Source organism: Antarcticimicrobium sp. (genome assembly GCF_029212575.1).
Lineage (GTDB): Bacteria > Pseudomonadota > Alphaproteobacteria > Rhodobacterales > Rhodobacteraceae > Antarcticimicrobium.
Genome location: NZ_JARGPK010000052.1, coordinates 66545 through 81892 on the forward strand (window position 1 = coordinate 66545; position 15348 = coordinate 81892).

The following is a 15348-nucleotide window of genomic DNA, read 5'->3' on the forward strand; positions in this document are numbered from 1 at the left end:
GCAGGGCCCCCGCCTCAGATCACCATCGCCTGGCCGCCGTTGATGTCGAGCGAGGCACCGTTGACGAAACCGGCCTCCTCGGAGGCGAAATAGGCCACCGCTGCCGCGATGTCTTCGACCGTGCCGTGACGGCGCACCGGGATGGATTGCAGCACCTTTTGCCGCTCTTCCTCGGACTGGCGTTCGGACAGCAGCCGCTGCACGCGGGGCGTCAGGATCGCGCCGGGACAGAGGGTGTTGCAGGTGATGCCGTGGGGTCCGAACTCCTGCGCGATCTGCAGGGTAAAGGCCTGCATCGCCCCCTTCGAGGCGGCGTAGTTGGCGCCGGCGAAGAGGCTGCCGAAGCGCCCGGCCTTGGAGCCCATGTTGATGATCCGCCCGTAGCCTGCCGCCACCATATGCGGCAGCACCGCCCGCGTGGTGCGCACGCAGGCGGTGACGTTGACGTCCATCACCCGATCCCAATCCTCCTCGCTCTGGTCGAGGAAGCGGAACGGGGTGTGCAACGAGCCGCCGATGTTGTTGACCAGCACGTCGATGGCGCCGCCTTGCGCCATGCGCTCGACGGCGCCGGCAATCGCCTTTTCGTGGGTCATGTCGAGCGCCTGGGTGGTAACGTTCAGCCCGGCGTCGCGGGCCTCTGCCGCGGCTTCGGCCAGCGCCTCGGGATCGCGGTCCCAGATGGTGACCGCGGCGCCCTCCTGCGCCAGCCGAAAGGCCATGCCCCGTCCGAGGCCGCTGCCGGCGGCGGTGATCAGCGCGCGGCGCCCCTCAAAGCGGGTCATTGTCGACCGCCTGATGATGGCTGGCCTCGGGATCGACCTTGACGTCGACGACGACCGGCCCGCCCATCTTGTGCGCCTCGTCCAGCGCATCGCGGATCTCGCTCGGGTGATAGACGGTCAGCCCCTTGGCGCCCATCCCCTCGGAGACCTTGGCGAAATCGACGTCGTTGAAATCGACCGCGATCCGTTTGTCGCCGAGGTTGTCGCGCACCATGCCGAGACCGGCGTTGTTGGAAACCAGGTAGACCACGTCGAGGTTCTGCTGCACCGCGGTAGGGAGCACCTGCACCGTCATCATGAAGCCGCCGTCGCCCGCCAGACAGGTGATCCGCTTGTCCGGGCGCACGATCTTGGCCGCCGTGGCCGCCGGTCCGCCCCAGCCCATCACGCCGGTGCCGCCGGGCACCAGGAGCTGGCCGGGATAGGGCATCCGCAGCCCGAAGGTGGCCCAGATCCGCTGGGCGCCGGCATCGAGCGCGAGCAGGTCGTCGGGGCCGAGGAAATCCTGCAGCCCGCGCACCACGTCCGTGTGATGCACCGTGCCCTGCGCCGCCGGAAGATCGGGCAGCTCGAAATAACCATGCCGCGTCTTGAGGTCCATGCCCGCCCCGGTGCGCGATTCGGCGCGCTCCTGCGACAGGCCGATCTCCTCCAGCATCGCCAGCACGTCGCCGGCATCGGCGGTGATCGCCAGATCGACCGGATAGACCCATCCGGCGTTGCGCGGATCGACATCGACCTGCACCAGCGTCTGATCGCCCGGGCGGATCAGGCCGGGGTCGCGGAACCGGGTGTAGTCGGGGCCCATGGAGGCGCCCAGCATTACCACCAGGTCGGCCTGCGCCACGACCCGGTTGGCGGTGCGGTGGCCCCATGTGCCCATCATGCCGGCGCAAATGGGCGAGGTTTCGGCGATCACGCCCTTGGCGTTGTAGCTGGTGGCGACCATGATTCCGGTCTTTTCCGCCAGCGCCTGCAGCGCGCCACCGGCCTCGGCGGCCAGCACGCCGTTTCCGGCCACGATTACCGGGCGCTCGGCCTTGTCGATCAGCGCGGCCAGCTTGCGCACGGCTTCGGGGTCGGGGCGCGCGGGTGTGTAGGCGAAATAGCCCGGACTGGGGTAGATCACCGGTTTGGCGGCCTCCGGAAACTCCTGCCGGATGATCGAGGTCTTCATCACTACCGCCGCCGGGCCCATCCGGGGCAGGGAGGCGTGTTTCACCGCCATCTGGGTGCCGAACACCGCCTCTTCCGGCGATGTGGCATAGGTGGCGTATTTGGTGATCGGCTTCAGCGAGGCCAGCGCGTTGGCACCGCCGTAATCGCCGGTCATGGTCTGATAGCAGCCCATCTGGCCGTAACCGTCGTAATCGGAGGTTTCGGTCAAAACCACCATCGGCGAGCCGGCGAAATGCGCCTCGAGGATGCCGAGGCCGCCCATCGTGGTGACCCAGGGGCCCTGGCCCATCAGTACCGAGGGTTCCCCGGTGAGCCGCCCGGCCGCCTGTGCCATGATCGAGGCGATCCATTCGTTGCGGCACAGCACGATCTCGAAGTCGTCCTTGGCATCGTAGAACGCCGGCAGGGACCAGGTGACCCCCAGCCCCGGCAGGGTAAAGGCCCGCTTCACGCCGCTTTCGATCAGCGTGCGTACAACCATTTCATTCGTCTTCGGCATGGGTTTTCCGTTTCCTCCGGCATTGGGTCCGCCACGCACGGAGCGGGGGCGGGCCGTCTGGCTCCTCGACGATGACGCTACCGGTTTCGAAATTGACTTTCAACCAGAATTGAAATACGGTTTTAAAAATATTGAAAACCCGCCGGACCGGGAATGGTAATCAGGTCGGCCAGATCCTTGGATGTGGGGTGGGTAAGAAGAAAAGAGATTGGAATCAGGGGCATGACGGGCCTTCCTGCGCATCTGTCGCGCGGTGGAGCGCCCCGGTGCCGCGTGGGGGTTCCAAGTTTGGCAGGTAAAAATTGGGGGCGGGCGATGGCATCAGGCGACAGGATCTTCATCACCGGGGCAACCGGGTTCCTGGGATCATGGATCATTTCCCGGCTGGTCGAGCGCGGCGTGCAGGTGGTTGCCACCGACGTCAGTGAGGACCATCGCAGGCTGGCCCTGCTGAAACCGGATCTGCCCGCCGACCTGGTGACGTTTCACCGCTGTGACGTGACCGATGCGGGGATCCTCGAGGCGTTGATCGAGGAGACCCGGCCCACCGGCATCATCCATCTGGCCGCGTTGCAGATCCCGCAATGCCGCGAGAGGCCCGCGCTGGGGGCCGCGATCAACATTGGCGGGCATATCAACATCTTCGAGGCGGCCCGAAAGGCCGGGATCGACCGGATCATCTATACCAGTTCCATCGCCGCGAAACCGCGCGGGCCGGCGAACGCGCCGTCGAACCTTTACGGCGTGTTCAAGAAAACGGACGAGGAGATCGCCCGGATCTACTGGCAGGACCACGGGGTGCCCAGCCTGGGGCTGCGGCCCTATGTTGTTTACGGCGTGGGGCGCGACGACGGCGAAACCTCGGCCATCACGCGGGCGATCGAGGCCGCCGCGCTGGGAAAGGCGTACGAGATCCCCTTTACCACGCGCAGTTGCTTTCAATACGCGGGCGATGTTGCGGAGATGTTTGCACGGGCCGCCGTCGCGTCCTGGTCCGGGGCGCTGCTGTCGGATGTGACCGACACGGTTCATTCCACCGATGAGGTCGTTTCGGCCATCCGCGCTGCGGTGCCCGACGCGCGTGTGAGCTGCGCCGAGACGGTGCGGATCTCGCCCTGCGACGGGTTCGAGACCGGCGCGCTGGAGCAGGTGATCGGCCGGGTCGAGGAGCAGCCCCTGCAGGTGGGCATCCGCGAGACCGTGGCGCTCTACCGCGAGATCGCCGCGCGGTGATTTCGCGGCTCGGACAACCTGCGGTTCACGGGATTTGCGTTCGGTATTCCGGATCGCTATGTCTTTGTGCCATTATAGCAATTCGACAGCCCGAAATTGGAAATCGCCTTGGTCAAAAGAAAAGAAGCCCCGTCTGAATCGAGTGGACAGAAGGACTACAGGATCAATTCCGGGCTCGCGCGGGGACTGGCGGTTCTGAAATCCTTTGGCCCCGACAACCGCCCGATCGGCAATGCCGAGATCGCCTCGCGCGTCGATCTGCCCAAGGCAACGGTGTCGCGGCTGACCTTCACGCTGACCGAGCTTGGCTATCTCAACTACGACGAGGATACCGGGCGCTATTCGCTGGGGCCGGCAGTGCTGACGCTGGGCTATGACGTGATGGCGCAGATGGAGATCCGGGACATCGCGCGGCCCTACATGCAGGAGCTGGCGGAATATGCCGATGCCAGCGTCTATCTCGGCACCCCGAACGGGCATGAGATCATCTATATCGAGGCCTGTCGGACGCCTGCGTCGATGGCGATCCGGCTTGGCGTCGGTTCGCGCATTCCGATGATCAGCACCGGCATGGGGCGTGCGTTCCTTGCCGCGCTGCCGGAGAACGAACGCGAGGCGCATCTGGACGCAGAGGCTGAGCAGTTCGGCGACGAATGGCCCGATGTCGAGCCCAAGGTGCGCGCGGCCATCGCCTATGCGACCGAACACGGCTTTGCGTTGAGCGGCGGCGACTGGATCGCCGAGGCCAACTCCGCCGGCGCGGTGATCCGGCGTCCGGACGGGTATCCGGTCTACGCGGTCAACGTCGGCGGGCTGCGCTCGATCATCACCACGGAACGGTTGCGGCAGGATCTTGGACCGCGCCTGTTGGCGACCGCCCGCAAGATCGAGCATATCGCGCGCGGCATGCTCTAGGCGGGGACGGGGGCCCTGAGCTCCTGTGGGATCGGCACTGCCTTGCGGCTGCCGAGATCCATCAGGATCGACAGCGCCTCTCCGGCGGCATAGAGGGTGCCGGTCACCGCGTCCTCGATCTGGTGACCGAAACGATAGGTTTTCTCGTTCATCTCGATGCTCCGGCTGGTCTGGCGCAGGACCGCGCCCGGGGCGGGCGAAGCGAAGCGGTCGAGCGTCATCTCAACGACCACGCGGCCCAGGTTCCGCTCGCGCAAATAGGGGGTCGTGGCGCCGATCATCTGCCAGGCCGATTGCCCGCCGTTACTGAAGCTCGACACCAGCCGCTCGGCCCGCCATTCGCCGGCGTGGTCCATGTCGGCGGGCAGCACATGGGTGATACAGGTGATCCGCGCCGCCCCCGAGGCGACCAGCGCCCCGGTGTCCGCGATCGGCACGGTCGGCGTCCCGGGCAGCCCGCGCGGCGCCGCCTCGGGGATCTCCGTCAGCGGCCGGGCGACCAGCCCGGGCACCGTGCCGGTGAGCCGGTCCAGCGAGGTGCAGCACAGCGTTTCGCCGTCGAGCGTCAGCCGGTGCAGCAGGAACAGCTGCCCGTCCGCGTCCTGCACGGGCAGGGTGAAGATGGTGGCGGTGTCATCGACGTGCAGCTCGCGCCGGAACCTTGTGTGGGCCGAGACCATCGAGGTGCCCGGCAGGCCGTGGCGCAGGCGGAAGAGGTGCCCGGCCTCTCGGAAGCGCTGGTGAAAGAACTGGACGTTCAGGTGGGCGTTGGAATCGCATTCCCAGGTCTGGATCGTCGAGACATGGGTCAGCTCACTGTCGAGGGGGTCGTTCATTGCGCGTTATTCTCCCGTCCGGCCAGCGGGGCGTCAAACCGGACCGCCAGCCGCTCCATGGGTCAGGCCTCGCCGCCGGTGTCTGCTTCGCTGTCGTCCTCGTCGCCCTGATCCGCGATCCAGGCGACGCTGACGACTTCCTCTCCCCGGCCGGTGTCGAACACCTTGACCCCGCCGGCGCTGCGCGAGCGGAACGAGATCCCCTCGACCGGCACCCGGATCGATTGCCCCTTGGAGGTGGCGAGCATGATCTGGTCGTCCATCTCGACCGGGAAGGAGGCGACGACAGCACCGCCGCGCATCGCCTTGTCCATCGCCGCCACGCCCATGCCGCCGCGTCCGCGCACTGGATAGTCGTGGCTGGAGCTCAGCTTGCCCGCGCCGCCCGTGGTGATGGTCAGGATCAGGTTTTCGGCCGCCGACATCTCGGCATAGCGTTCCTGGCTGATCAGGCCGGGCTGCGCCTCGTCCTCGTCGTCGGATTCGGCATCGTCGGCAAGGCCGGCCACGGCGCGGCGCATCTTGAGATAGGCGGCGCGCTGCTCGGCCTCGGCCTCGAAATGGCGGATCACCGACATCGACACCACGCGATCCGTCCCGCTCAGGCGGATGCCGCGCACGCCGGTGGACTTGCGGCCCTTGAACACCCGCACATCGGTGACCGGGAAGCGGATCGCGCGCCCCGAGTCGGTGACCAGCATCACGTCGTCGTCCTCCGAGCAGATCCGCGCGTTGACCAGTTCCACCGCCTCGGGCAGCTCCATGGCGATCTTGCCGTTGCGCTTGACGTTGGTGAAATCGCTCAGCGCGTTGCGGCGCACGTCCCCGGCCGAGGTGGCGAAGACGATCTGAAGGTCGTCCCATTCCTCCTCGGGGCGGTCCACCGGCATGATCGCGGCGACGGAAACGCCGGTGGGGATCGGCAGGATGTTGACGATGGCCTTGCCCTTGGATGTGCGTCCGCCCAGCGGCAGCCGCCAAGTCTTGAGCTTGTAGACCATCCCCTCGGTGGTGAAGAACAGAAGCTGGGTATGGGTATTGGCGACAAAGAGGGTGGTGACCACGTCCTCGTCCTTGGTCGCCATGCCGCTGAGGCCCTTGCCGCCGCGTTTCTGGGCGCGGAAATCGGCCAGCGGCGTGCGCTTGATATAGCCGACCGAGGTCACGGTCACGACCATGTCCTCGCGCTCGATCAGGTCCTCGTCCTCCATGTCGCCGGACCAGTCGACGATCTCGGTGCGGCGCGGCACGGCGAAGAGGTCCTTCACCTCGCGCAACTCGGTGCTGATGATCTCGAGGATGCGTTCGCGGCTGCCGAGGATTTCCAGGTATTCCTTGATCTTGGCGGCCAGATCCTCGAGCTCGTCGGTGACCTCCTTGACGCCAAGCTGGGTAAGGCGCTGCAGCCGAAGCTCCAGGATCGCGCGGGCCTGAGTTTCGGACAGGTTATAGGTGCCGTCCTCGTTCATCGGGTGGGTCGGATCGTCGATCAGCCGGATGTAACCGGCGATCTCTCCGGCGGGCCAGCGCCGCTCCATCAGGCGGGTGCGCGCCTCTGCGGCATCGGCCGAACTGCGAATGGTCGCCACCACCTCGTCGACGTTGGAGACCGCCACAGCCAGGCCGCACAGGATGTGGCTGCGGTCGCGGGCCTTGCGCAGGTCGAAGGCGGTGCGGCGCACTACCACCTCTTCGCGGAATTCGAGGAAGGAGGTCAGGAACCGGCGCAGGGTAAGCTGTTCCGGCCGGCCACCGTTCAGCGCCAGCATGTTGCAACCGAAATAGACCTGCATCGGGGTGAAACGGTAGAGCTGGTTCAGCACCACGTCGGGGGTGGCGTCGCGCTTCAACTCGACCACCACGCGGACGCCGTTGCGGTCGCTCTCGTCCTGCACGTGGGCGACGCCCTCGATCTTCTTGTCGCGGACCTGTTCGGCGATCTTCTCGATCATCGCGGCCTTGTTGACCTGATAGGGGATCTCGTCGACGATGATGGCGTAGCGGTCGCGGCGCAGCTCCTCGACCCGGGTCTTGGCGCGGATGACGACGCTGCCGCGCCCCTCGAGATAGGCCTTGCGCGCGCCGGAGCGGCCCAGCATGACGCCGCCGGTCGGGAAATCGGGGCCCGGAATGTACTCGATCAGCTGTTCGCTGGTCAGATCGGGGTCCTCGATCAGGGCCAGCGTGGCCTCGACCACCTCGCCCAGGTTGTGCGGCGGGATGTTGGTGGCCATGCCCACGGCAATGCCGCCGGCGCCGTTGACCAGCATGTTCGGGAACCGCGCCGGCAGGACCGTGGGTTCGCGGTCCTTGCCGTCGTAGTTGTCCTGGAAATCGACGGTTTCCTTTTCGATGTCCGCCAGCATGTAGGCTGCCGGCTTGTCCATCCGCACCTCGGTATAGCGCATGGCCGCGGCGTTATCGCCGTCCATCGAGCCGAAGTTGCCCTGGCCGTCGAGCAGCGGCAGCGACATCGAGAAATCCTGCGCCATGCGGACCAGCGCGTCATAGATCGCTGAATCGCCGTGCGGGTGGTATTTGCCCATCACGTCGCCAACCGGGCGGGCCGATTTGCGATAGGGTTTGTCATGGCCATTGTTGGTTTCATGCATCGCGTAGAGGATGCGGCGGTGCACAGGTTTGAGCCCGTCGCGCAGATCGGGGATCGCCCGGCTGACGATGACCGACATGGCATAGTCCAGGTAGGACGTACGCATCTCGGCTTCTATCGACACCGACGGCCCGTGGTAGACGGGGCGTTCGGGTTGGGTTTCGTCAGTGTTTTCAGGAGGTTCCGGCGTATCGCTCAACTGTCATGCCCATTCTTTGTGCAGGGTCTAGATATTGTGTGGACACCTTATCAGACCCGGTAGATAAGGTGCAATGGCCCTTTCCCATTCCCTCTGGCAGCCGGGGTAACCACCTGCTAACATACTGTTTTTGTTGTAAACATGTGAATTCCGGCGATCATGGTCCTGTGAGAGCATGAAAGAGGCCGAAAAAATGAAAACATCGGAAACCGAACTGATGCTGAAGGGATACGGGCTGACCACGGCGGAGTTTTTCTATCACATGCCCGACTATGCCCACGTGCTGAACAGTTTCGTCTGGCAGGACTACGACCTGGCGCCGGACCACCCGCGGCTGTTCGAATTCGTGGAGTTCTGGCAAAAGGAGATCGAGGGGCCGCTGCATTCGGTGCGTTTCACCCACCGCAAGATGATCGCGCCGGGGGAATGGCGTAACGTGGTGGGCGAATTCACGCTGCACTGACGTTGCCGCGCACCGCTCGCGCGGTGCGCGATACGAGCAATGCGAAGCGCCCGGTTGTGCCGGGGAAGGCCGCCGCTTAGGCTGGCGCCGGGGTTCCATGGCCGGGAAAAAGGCCGGGGATGTTCGGGTACAGGCAGTCCATCGAAGGAAAATATCACCATGCGCAGCACCTATATCGGCACCGACCGCGACGACGCCCTGTCCGCCAGCGGCGAGATTCGCGAGAGCTTTTATGGGCTGGGGGGCGACGATGTCTTTTATTTCTACGGGGTCGACGGGGTCGATCCGGATTACGATGTGTCGGACCGGTTCTTTGGCGGCAGCGGGCGGGACCTGCTGCAGAATGTCTTTCTCAACTTCAACGGATACTCCGGGCTGGAGCAGTTGGCGCAACTCAGCTTCGACGGCGGCAAGGGTTATGACACGCTGGCGGTCGAGATCAGTGTCGATCTGACCGAATACAATGCGACGAAAAGCGAGATGGACCTGTCCGGGATCGCGCCGTTGCTGCGTTCGGTGGAACATCGGGAATACGATATCACGCTGGAGGAATTCGACTCGCTGCAGAAGCTGGGAGAACTGAACATTCTTGGCGGGGAACTGGATGAAACGGTGCGGCTGCAACAGGCCACCGCGTCCAGTTTGATCCCATCGATGCAGGCCGGCGGTGAGATCCGGGTCAGTTTGGGCGGAGGGGACGACCGGTTCGAGTATTCGGCCGAGATCCCCGTGGTCAGTTCGCTGGTGGTGGATATGGGCAAGGGGGACGACGTGGTGTTGATGAACGCATCGACCACCACCTATCCCGATGAGTTCGAGGCGGTGATCCGGACCAGGGGCGGGGCCGATACCATCGTGCTGGACGGGATGTACAGGGAAACCGCGAATGCCGGAGCGGGCAATGACGCCATCTATCTGCTTTCGGGCAGTTTCGAAAACGCGCCGGACGACGTTCGCACCGGCAAGGGCAGGGATACGGTCTTTCTCGAACTCGACAGCTATTCCAAGCTGGCCAAGATCAGGGACTTCTCGACCAAGAAGGACGTCATTGTTTTCGACGCGGAGGAGTTCCGCGACACCGAGGTGACTTTTGACAAATCGGTGTGGAGCGCGGCCGAGGAGGACAAGCTCTATATGGATACCGCTGCAGGCAAGCTTTACTTCGGCGACAACGTTCTGGTCAGCTTCGGTGGGGCGATCGACCTGACAGCGGCGAACTTCGAGGTCGGCGACTGGTTGTATTGAGGCGTGTCCCGGGCGGGGGAGATGCCCGCCTCAGGCCGAGCAGCGAGCCCCGCCCAATACACAGAACTTGGCGCAATGGGGGTGGTTGAGGAAGACATCCGCCTCGGCCTCTTCCAGCGTCTCGCCCAGTTCGAACTCGGGTTCGTGAGGCAGCAGCGTGCAGGCCAGAACCGCCGGGCGCGCGGCGCCGCGTCGCTTGACCACCATGCGGGAAGAGGCACACATCAAGCCTTCGGGCGATTTGTTCAGGATTCCCCAGCAGGCACTGGTGATCTCGGGCACCTCGGCGCCAAGGTCCATCTCCGGGAACAGGACGGTTTGTCCCGGATCATGGGCATCGATGTCGTATCCGCGCGCGTCAAAGAGTGAAGCATAGCCGGCGCGGGCCTGGTCCTCGGTCTCGTTCCAGAGGGTCCGGCCCGCCACCGCCATGGCGATTCCACTGTCGCGCAGCCAGTCCATCCCCTCCAGCGTGCGGGCAAAGCTGCCGGTGCCGCGTTCGGAGTCGTGGTGCTCGGCCGTGTAATGGTCCAGCGACACCCGTAGCGTCAGGCGGCCGCCATGCTCGGCCCGCAGCCGCTGCAGCCCGGCCCTGACGCGCGGCCGCATCATCGGCTGCATGGCGTTGGTCAGGATCAGGACGTTATGGCCTCGTGCCAGCGCGCGCCCGGTCATATCGATCATCTGCGGGTTCATGAACGGCTCGCCGCCGGTAAAGCCGATCTCGCGCAGCGGCCAGCCGCGCGCCTTGGCCTGGTCGAGGTAATCGGTCACCTCGTCGGCGGTGATATAGACCAGCGCATCATTGGTGGGGCTGCTTTCGATATAGCAGTTGGCGCAGGTGATGTTGCACAGCGTACCGGTGTTGAACCACAGGGTATCGGGATGGCTGAGCGACACCGAGGCGCGCGGCTGGCCATCCGCGGTCACGCGGCGATCAATAAACTTGCCGGCGTTGGCGATGGCGTGCAGATCGTCTCTCATCCCGTGGTTTTCCCTTCTTCCGGTCAGATTGATCTAGCCTGAGACGCTCAAGGAGTTAAAGTCGGCCCCGGCGGCCTGACGGAGTTGTGATGCCATGTCATACCCCGGTGAGATACGGGTGTCGGGCGTCAGGCGGGCGCGGGAAGCAGAGCAGCAGGAGAGAAAGCATGGCGTCGCGGGTGATTCCGGTGGAGCCTTTCGACCTGATCGTGGTCGGCGCGACCGGCGATCTGGGGCGGCGCAAGATACTGCCGGCGCTGTTCCGGCGGTTCTGTGCCGGACAGATGTCGCCGCAGGCGCGGGTGATCGGCGCGGCGCGGAGCGAGATGAGCCGCGACGAATTCCATGATGTCGTGGCGGGCGCTTTGCGCGAGTTCAGTCCGGCGCAAGCTTGCGAGGCTGGCGCCCTGGCCGGGTTCCTCGACTGCGTCGATTATCAGGCGATCGATGCGCGCGGATCCAGCGGCTGGCCGGAGCTGGGCGAAAAGCTGACGCCGGGGCGGGTGCGCGCCTTCTACTTCTCGGTGGGGCCCGACCTGTTCGGCGACCTGGCCCGGCGCATTCGCGAGTTCGGCCTGGTCTCCGAGGATACCAGGATCGTGGTGGAAAAGCCGTTTGGTCATGACCTGGCCAGCGCGCGGGCGTTGAACGCGGCGCTGGCCGAGCAATTCGAAGAGCGCGAGATCTACCGGATCGATCATTACCTCGGCAAGGAAACCGTGCAGAACCTGATGGCGGTGCGGTTCGGCAATATGCTGTTCGAGCCGTTGTGGAACAGCCAGTATGTCGATCACATCCAGATCACCGTCGCCGAGACGGTCGGCGTGGGCGGGCGCGGCGAGTATTACGACAGCGCCGGCGCCATGCGCGACATGGTGCAGAACCACCTGATGCAGCTTTTGTGCCTGATCGCGATGGAGCCGCCGGCCAAGTTCGAGCCGGACTCGGTGCGCGACGAAAAGCTGAAGGTGATCCGTGCGCTCGACGCGGTATCACCGCATCACATCGTGCGCGGTCAATACACCGCCGATCCCGCGCAACCTGACGGCGCGGCGGGCTACCGCGACGAGGTCGGCAACCCGCGCAGCACGACCGAGAGCTATATCGCGCTGAAGGCGCATATCAGCAACTGGCGGTGGGCCGGCACGCCGTTCTATCTGCGCACGGGCAAGCAACTGGTGGCGCGGTCTTCGGTGATCAACGTGATGTTCAAGGATGCGCCGCATTCGATCTTCGGCGCCGATGCGGGGCAGCATGCCAATATCCTGACCATCCGTCTGCAGCCGAACGAGGGCATCACCCTGCATGTGACGATCAAGGAACCGGGGCCGGGCGGGATGCGGTTGGTCGACGTGCCGCTGGACATGTCCTTTGCCGAGGCGCTGGGGCCGGACGGGCGCGACCCGGCGGATGCCTATGAGAGGTTGATCATGGATGTGATCCGGGGCAATCAGACCCTGTTTATGCGCGGTGACGAGGTCGAGGAGGCCTGGGCCTGGACCGACCCGGTGATAGCGGGCTGGCAGTCGCGCGGAGATGTGCCTAAACCCTATGTGATCGGCAGCACCGGTCCGACCGATGCGGATCTGCTGATGAAACGCGACGAACGCAGATGGCGGGGGATCAACCCATGAACCTGGCAGAGTACCCGGATCGCGAGATGCTGGCGATCGATCTTGCCAACCACCTGGCGGGTGAACTGAAAGCGCAATTGCTGAACCATGACAGCGTTTCCCTTGCGGTGCCGGGCGGCACCTCGCCGGGGCCGATCTTCGACGATCTCTGTGCCGCCGATCTCGACTGGGGGCGGGTTCACGTCTTTCCCACCGACGAACGGTGGGTTCCGCAGGATCATCCGCGCTCGAACGGGCGACTGATCTGCGAACGGCTGATCACCGACCGGGCGTCTTCGGCCCGGTTCCTGCCGCTCTACGCGCCGGGCGGCGACCCCGAGGACGCGCTGGCCGAGATCGAGGCGATGCTGATCCCGGAACTTCCGGTCTCGGTCCTGCTGATGGGCATGGGCACCGACATGCATGTCGCCTCGCTGTTTCCCGGGGCCGACGGACTGGCCGCGGCGCTGGATCCCGAGGCTCCGGTTCTGGCGGTGCTGCGGCCCGATGGCGTGCCGGAACCGCGGGTCACGCTGACCGCGCGGGTGCTGGACGGCGCCCTGTCGAAGCATCTTGTGATCTATGGAGACGAGAAACGCGCGGCGCTGGAGCGCGCGATGTCCCTGCCGCCGGAAGAGGCGCCGGTGCAGGCTGTGCTGAAGGGCGCGACGGTCCATTGGGCGGAATAAACTGATCGAAGGCAATCTATTTTCATGTGGACGGAATTGAAGACCCTGCGCGGGCAGGTGAAAGAGCGGCGGATAATGGCGCTGTTCGAGGGGGATGGCATCCGCGCGGAGCGGTTCTGCGCCGAGACCGATGGGCTGCGGCTGGATTATTCCAAGACCCAGATCGACGACGAAATCCGCGCAGCGCTACTGGCGCTCTGCGATCAGCGCGGTCTGGCTGACCGACGCGAGGCGATGTTTTCGGGCGCAAGGATCAACGAGACCGAGAACCGCGCTGTTCTGCATACGGCGCTGCGCAATCTGGACGGCGGCGCGGTTACCGTCGATGGAGCTGACGTGGTGCCCCAGGTTCGCGATTGGCTGGCCCGGATGGCAGTCTTTGCCGATGCGGTCCGCGACGGGAGCCTGACCGGGGCCGGCGGGCGCATCACCGATGTGGTGAGCATCGGTATCGGGGGTTCGGACCTGGGACCGGCGATGGCGACGTTGGCGCTGGCGCCCTATCATGACGGGCCGCGGCTGCACTATGTCTCGAATGTCGACGGCGCGCATATCTCGGATACGTTGCGGGGGCTCGATCCGAAAACGACGCTGGTCAACGTGGGCTCGAAGTCCTTTACCACGGTCGAGACCATGACGAATGCGCATACCGCGCGCGACTGGATGGTCAGGGGCGGCGGCGATCCGGCGCGGCAGTTCTCGGCGATCTCCTCGGAGCCGGAGCGGGCAGGGGCCTTCGGCATCCCGCCCGAGCATGTGTTCGGTTTTGCCGATTGGGTCGGCGGCCGCTATTCGGTCTGGGGGCCAGTGGGGCTGCCACTGATGATCGCGGTGGGGCCGGAGGATTTTCGCGCGTTCCTGCGTGGCGGGCAGGCGATGGACCGGCACTTCTGCACGGCGGATTGGGTCGGGAACCTGCCGGTGCTGTTGGCGCTGACCGGGCTCTGGCACAGCCAGGTGTGCGACCACCCCAGCCGCGCGGTGCTGCCTTACGACCAGCGGCTGGCGCGGCTGCCGGCCTATCTCCAGCAGTTGGAGATGGAATCGAACGGCAAGTCGGTTGCGATGGACGGTACACCGCTTGCGGGGCGCAGCGGCGCCATCGTCTGGGGCGAGCCGGGGACCAACGGGCAGCACGCCTTCTTTCAGCTTCTGCATCAGGGCACCGATGCGGTGCCCTGCGAATTCCTCGTTGCGGCGCAGGGGCATGAGCCGGAGTTGGCCCACCATCACCGCCTGCTGGTGGCCAATTGCCTGGCCCAGTCCAAGGCGCTGATGCTGGGCCGGTCGCTGGAAGAGGCGCGGGCGCTGCTTGCTGGAAGCGGGCTGTCCGGGGTCGAGCTTGACCGGCAGGCGCGGCACCGGGTTTTTGCCGGCAACCGGCCCTCGGTTACCCTCAGCTACGCGCTGCTTACACCTTTCGTACTTGGCCAGATCATCGCGCTTTACGAACACCGGGTGTTTGTCGAGGGGGCGATCCTGGGGATCAATTCCTTTGACCAGTTCGGCGTTGAACTGGGCAAGGAGATGGCAACCTCGCTGGGGCCGGTGCTGGACGGCTCCATGGCCTGCGACGGGCTGGATGGGTCGACCGCGGCGCTTGTGGGTTTCGTGCGGCGAAACGGCGGTTAGGCGTCGATCCGTGCACCCTCTTCGATTCTGAGATGGTCGCGCAGCGCCTCGGGCAGAGGGTAGTGCGCGCCCGAGCCGTCGGGGCGCAGCATCACGATCACCGCGCTCAGCCTAGCGCGCAGGTCTCCGGACCAGATCTGTTGTTCCAGCGTGAAGGAGGATGAGCGAAACGCGGCAACGCCGGCGGTCGCGATATAGGATTCCCCCGCCAGCATTTCCCTGAGGTAGCGGATGGTGGCGCTGTGCAGCGCCACGCGCGGGGCGGGGCCGGGGGCATAATACGGCACGACGACCTGGTTCAGATGCTCGATCCGCACTCGCTCGAACCAGTCCATGTAGGCCTTGTTGTTGACGTGGTTCTGGTTGTCCAGTTCGGAAAACCGTACCCGGTCGGCCATCGCCAGCGGCTGCGGCGTGGTCAGGCCTTGGGCCAGTTGCTCTTCGGGCGTCAACGGGGTGAGATAG

General features: G+C 65.3%; 13 protein-coding genes. 7 read left to right on the forward strand and 6 right to left on the reverse strand.

Annotation, left to right across the window (positions count from 1 at the left end; all coding sequences use genetic code 11):
* Positions 1 to 14 precede the first annotated feature (14 nt).
* Together P1U75_RS10810 and P1U75_RS10815 are read right to left on the reverse strand one after the other, a co-directional pair.
* Positions 15 to 785 carry an SDR family NAD(P)-dependent oxidoreductase gene (locus P1U75_RS10810; RefSeq protein ID WP_300243035.1) on the reverse strand — a complete coding sequence of 257 codons (771 nt, stop codon included), beginning with the start codon at positions 783 to 785 and terminating at the stop codon, positions 15 to 17.
* Positions 772 to 2463: a thiamine pyrophosphate-binding protein gene (locus P1U75_RS10815; RefSeq protein ID WP_300243037.1), complete on the reverse strand. Its 1692-nt coding sequence runs from the start codon at positions 2461 to 2463 to the stop codon at positions 772 to 774. The genes P1U75_RS10810 and P1U75_RS10815 overlap by 14 nt, the downstream gene beginning before the upstream one ends.
* Positions 2464 to 2778: 315 nt before the next feature.
* Here P1U75_RS10815 and P1U75_RS10820 point away from each other — a divergent pair, with 315 nt between their 5' ends.
* Both P1U75_RS10820 and P1U75_RS10825 read left to right on the forward strand, forming a co-directional pair.
* Positions 2779 to 3696 carry an NAD(P)-dependent oxidoreductase gene (locus P1U75_RS10820; protein ID WP_300243039.1) on the forward strand — a complete coding sequence of 306 codons (918 nt, stop codon included), beginning with the start codon at positions 2779 to 2781 and terminating at the stop codon, positions 3694 to 3696.
* Between the two features lie 108 nt (positions 3697 to 3804).
* Positions 3805 to 4611, forward strand: a complete 807-nt coding sequence (locus P1U75_RS10825; protein WP_300243042.1) for an IclR family transcriptional regulator — start codon at positions 3805 to 3807, stop codon at positions 4609 to 4611.
* Here P1U75_RS10825 and P1U75_RS10830 read toward each other — a convergent pair.
* Positions 4608 to 5447 carry a thioesterase family protein gene (locus tag P1U75_RS10830; protein ID WP_300243045.1) on the reverse strand — a complete coding sequence of 280 codons (840 nt, stop codon included), beginning with the start codon at positions 5445 to 5447 and terminating at the stop codon, positions 4608 to 4610. The two genes, P1U75_RS10825 and P1U75_RS10830, sit on opposite strands and share 4 nt — an antisense overlap.
* 62 nt (positions 5448 to 5509) lie before the next feature.
* Positions 5510 to 8164, reverse strand: a complete 2655-nt coding sequence (gene gyrA / locus P1U75_RS10835) for a DNA gyrase subunit A (protein WP_300243048.1) — start codon at positions 8162 to 8164, stop codon at positions 5510 to 5512.
* Positions 8165 to 8450: 286 nt separating this feature from the next.
* Here gyrA and P1U75_RS10840 point away from each other — a divergent pair, with 286 nt between their 5' ends.
* Together P1U75_RS10840 and P1U75_RS10845 are read left to right on the forward strand one after the other, a co-directional pair.
* Positions 8451 to 8720 (forward strand): usg protein, encoded by a 270-nt coding sequence (locus P1U75_RS10840; protein ID WP_300243050.1) that lies wholly within the window; start codon positions 8451 to 8453, stop codon positions 8718 to 8720.
* A 159-nt stretch (positions 8721 to 8879) separates the two neighbouring features.
* Positions 8880 to 9965: a hypothetical protein gene (locus P1U75_RS10845; RefSeq protein ID WP_300243052.1), complete on the forward strand. Its 1086-nt coding sequence runs from the start codon at positions 8880 to 8882 to the stop codon at positions 9963 to 9965.
* 30 nt (positions 9966 to 9995) lie between these two features.
* On the opposite strand, the gene P1U75_RS10850 is transcribed toward P1U75_RS10845, so the two are convergent.
* The gene (locus tag P1U75_RS10850) at positions 9996 to 10949 is read right to left on the reverse strand and encodes a radical SAM protein (RefSeq protein ID WP_300243054.1); all 954 of its coding nucleotides are present in this window, start codon (positions 10947 to 10949) and stop codon (positions 9996 to 9998) included.
* A gap of 167 nt (positions 10950 to 11116) precedes the next feature.
* Between P1U75_RS10850 and zwf the strand changes: the two genes are divergently transcribed.
* From zwf to pgi, 3 genes are read left to right on the forward strand one after another with little or no spacing between them, the layout of a single operon-like run.
* Positions 11117 to 12583, forward strand: coding sequence for a glucose-6-phosphate dehydrogenase (zwf, locus tag P1U75_RS10855; RefSeq protein ID WP_300243057.1), 1467 nt, complete (start codon positions 11117 to 11119; stop codon positions 12581 to 12583).
* On the forward strand, positions 12580 to 13251 hold the full coding sequence (gene pgl, locus P1U75_RS10860) for a 6-phosphogluconolactonase (protein ID WP_300243059.1): 672 nt from the start codon (positions 12580 to 12582) through the stop codon (positions 13249 to 13251). Before zwf ends, pgl begins: the two co-directional genes overlap by 4 nt.
* A 24-nt stretch (positions 13252 to 13275) precedes the next feature.
* Positions 13276 to 14883, forward strand: a complete 1608-nt coding sequence (gene pgi, locus P1U75_RS10865; RefSeq protein ID WP_300243062.1) for a glucose-6-phosphate isomerase — start codon at positions 13276 to 13278, stop codon at positions 14881 to 14883.
* Here pgi and P1U75_RS10870 read toward each other — a convergent pair.
* Positions 14880 to 15348 (reverse strand): acyl-CoA thioesterase (locus P1U75_RS10870; RefSeq protein WP_300243064.1); only part of this gene is annotated, 469 nt, incomplete at its 5' end. The two genes, pgi and P1U75_RS10870, sit on opposite strands and share 4 nt — an antisense overlap.

Bases quoted from the DNA above. Each gene is read 5' to 3' on its own strand.
- P1U75_RS10830 (WP_300243045.1), bottom strand. From the start codon at position 5,447: ATGAACGACCCCCTCGACAGTGAGCTGACCCATGTCTCGACGATCCAG.
- P1U75_RS10850 (WP_300243054.1), bottom strand. From the start codon at position 10,949: ATGAGAGACGATCTGCACGCCATCGCCAACGCCGGCAAGTTTATTGAT.
- P1U75_RS10815 (WP_300243037.1), bottom strand. From the start codon at position 2,463: ATGCCGAAGACGAATGAAATGGTTGTACGCACGCTGATCGAAAGCGGC.
- P1U75_RS10810 (WP_300243035.1), bottom strand. From the start codon at position 785: ATGACCCGCTTTGAGGGGCGCCGCGCGCTGATCACCGCCGCCGGCAGC.
- pgi (WP_300243062.1), top strand. From the start codon at position 13,276: ATGTGGACGGAATTGAAGACCCTGCGCGGGCAGGTGAAAGAGCGGCGG.
- P1U75_RS10840 (WP_300243050.1), top strand. From the start codon at position 8,451: ATGAAAACATCGGAAACCGAACTGATGCTGAAGGGATACGGGCTGACC.
- P1U75_RS10845 (WP_300243052.1), top strand. From the start codon at position 8,880: ATGCGCAGCACCTATATCGGCACCGACCGCGACGACGCCCTGTCCGCC.
- gyrA (WP_300243048.1), bottom strand. From the start codon at position 8,164: ATGCGTACGTCCTACCTGGACTATGCCATGTCGGTCATCGTCAGCCGG.
- zwf (WP_300243057.1), top strand. From the start codon at position 11,117: ATGGCGTCGCGGGTGATTCCGGTGGAGCCTTTCGACCTGATCGTGGTC.
- P1U75_RS10820 (WP_300243039.1), top strand. From the start codon at position 2,779: ATGGCATCAGGCGACAGGATCTTCATCACCGGGGCAACCGGGTTCCTG.
- pgl (WP_300243059.1), top strand. From the start codon at position 12,580: ATGAACCTGGCAGAGTACCCGGATCGCGAGATGCTGGCGATCGATCTT.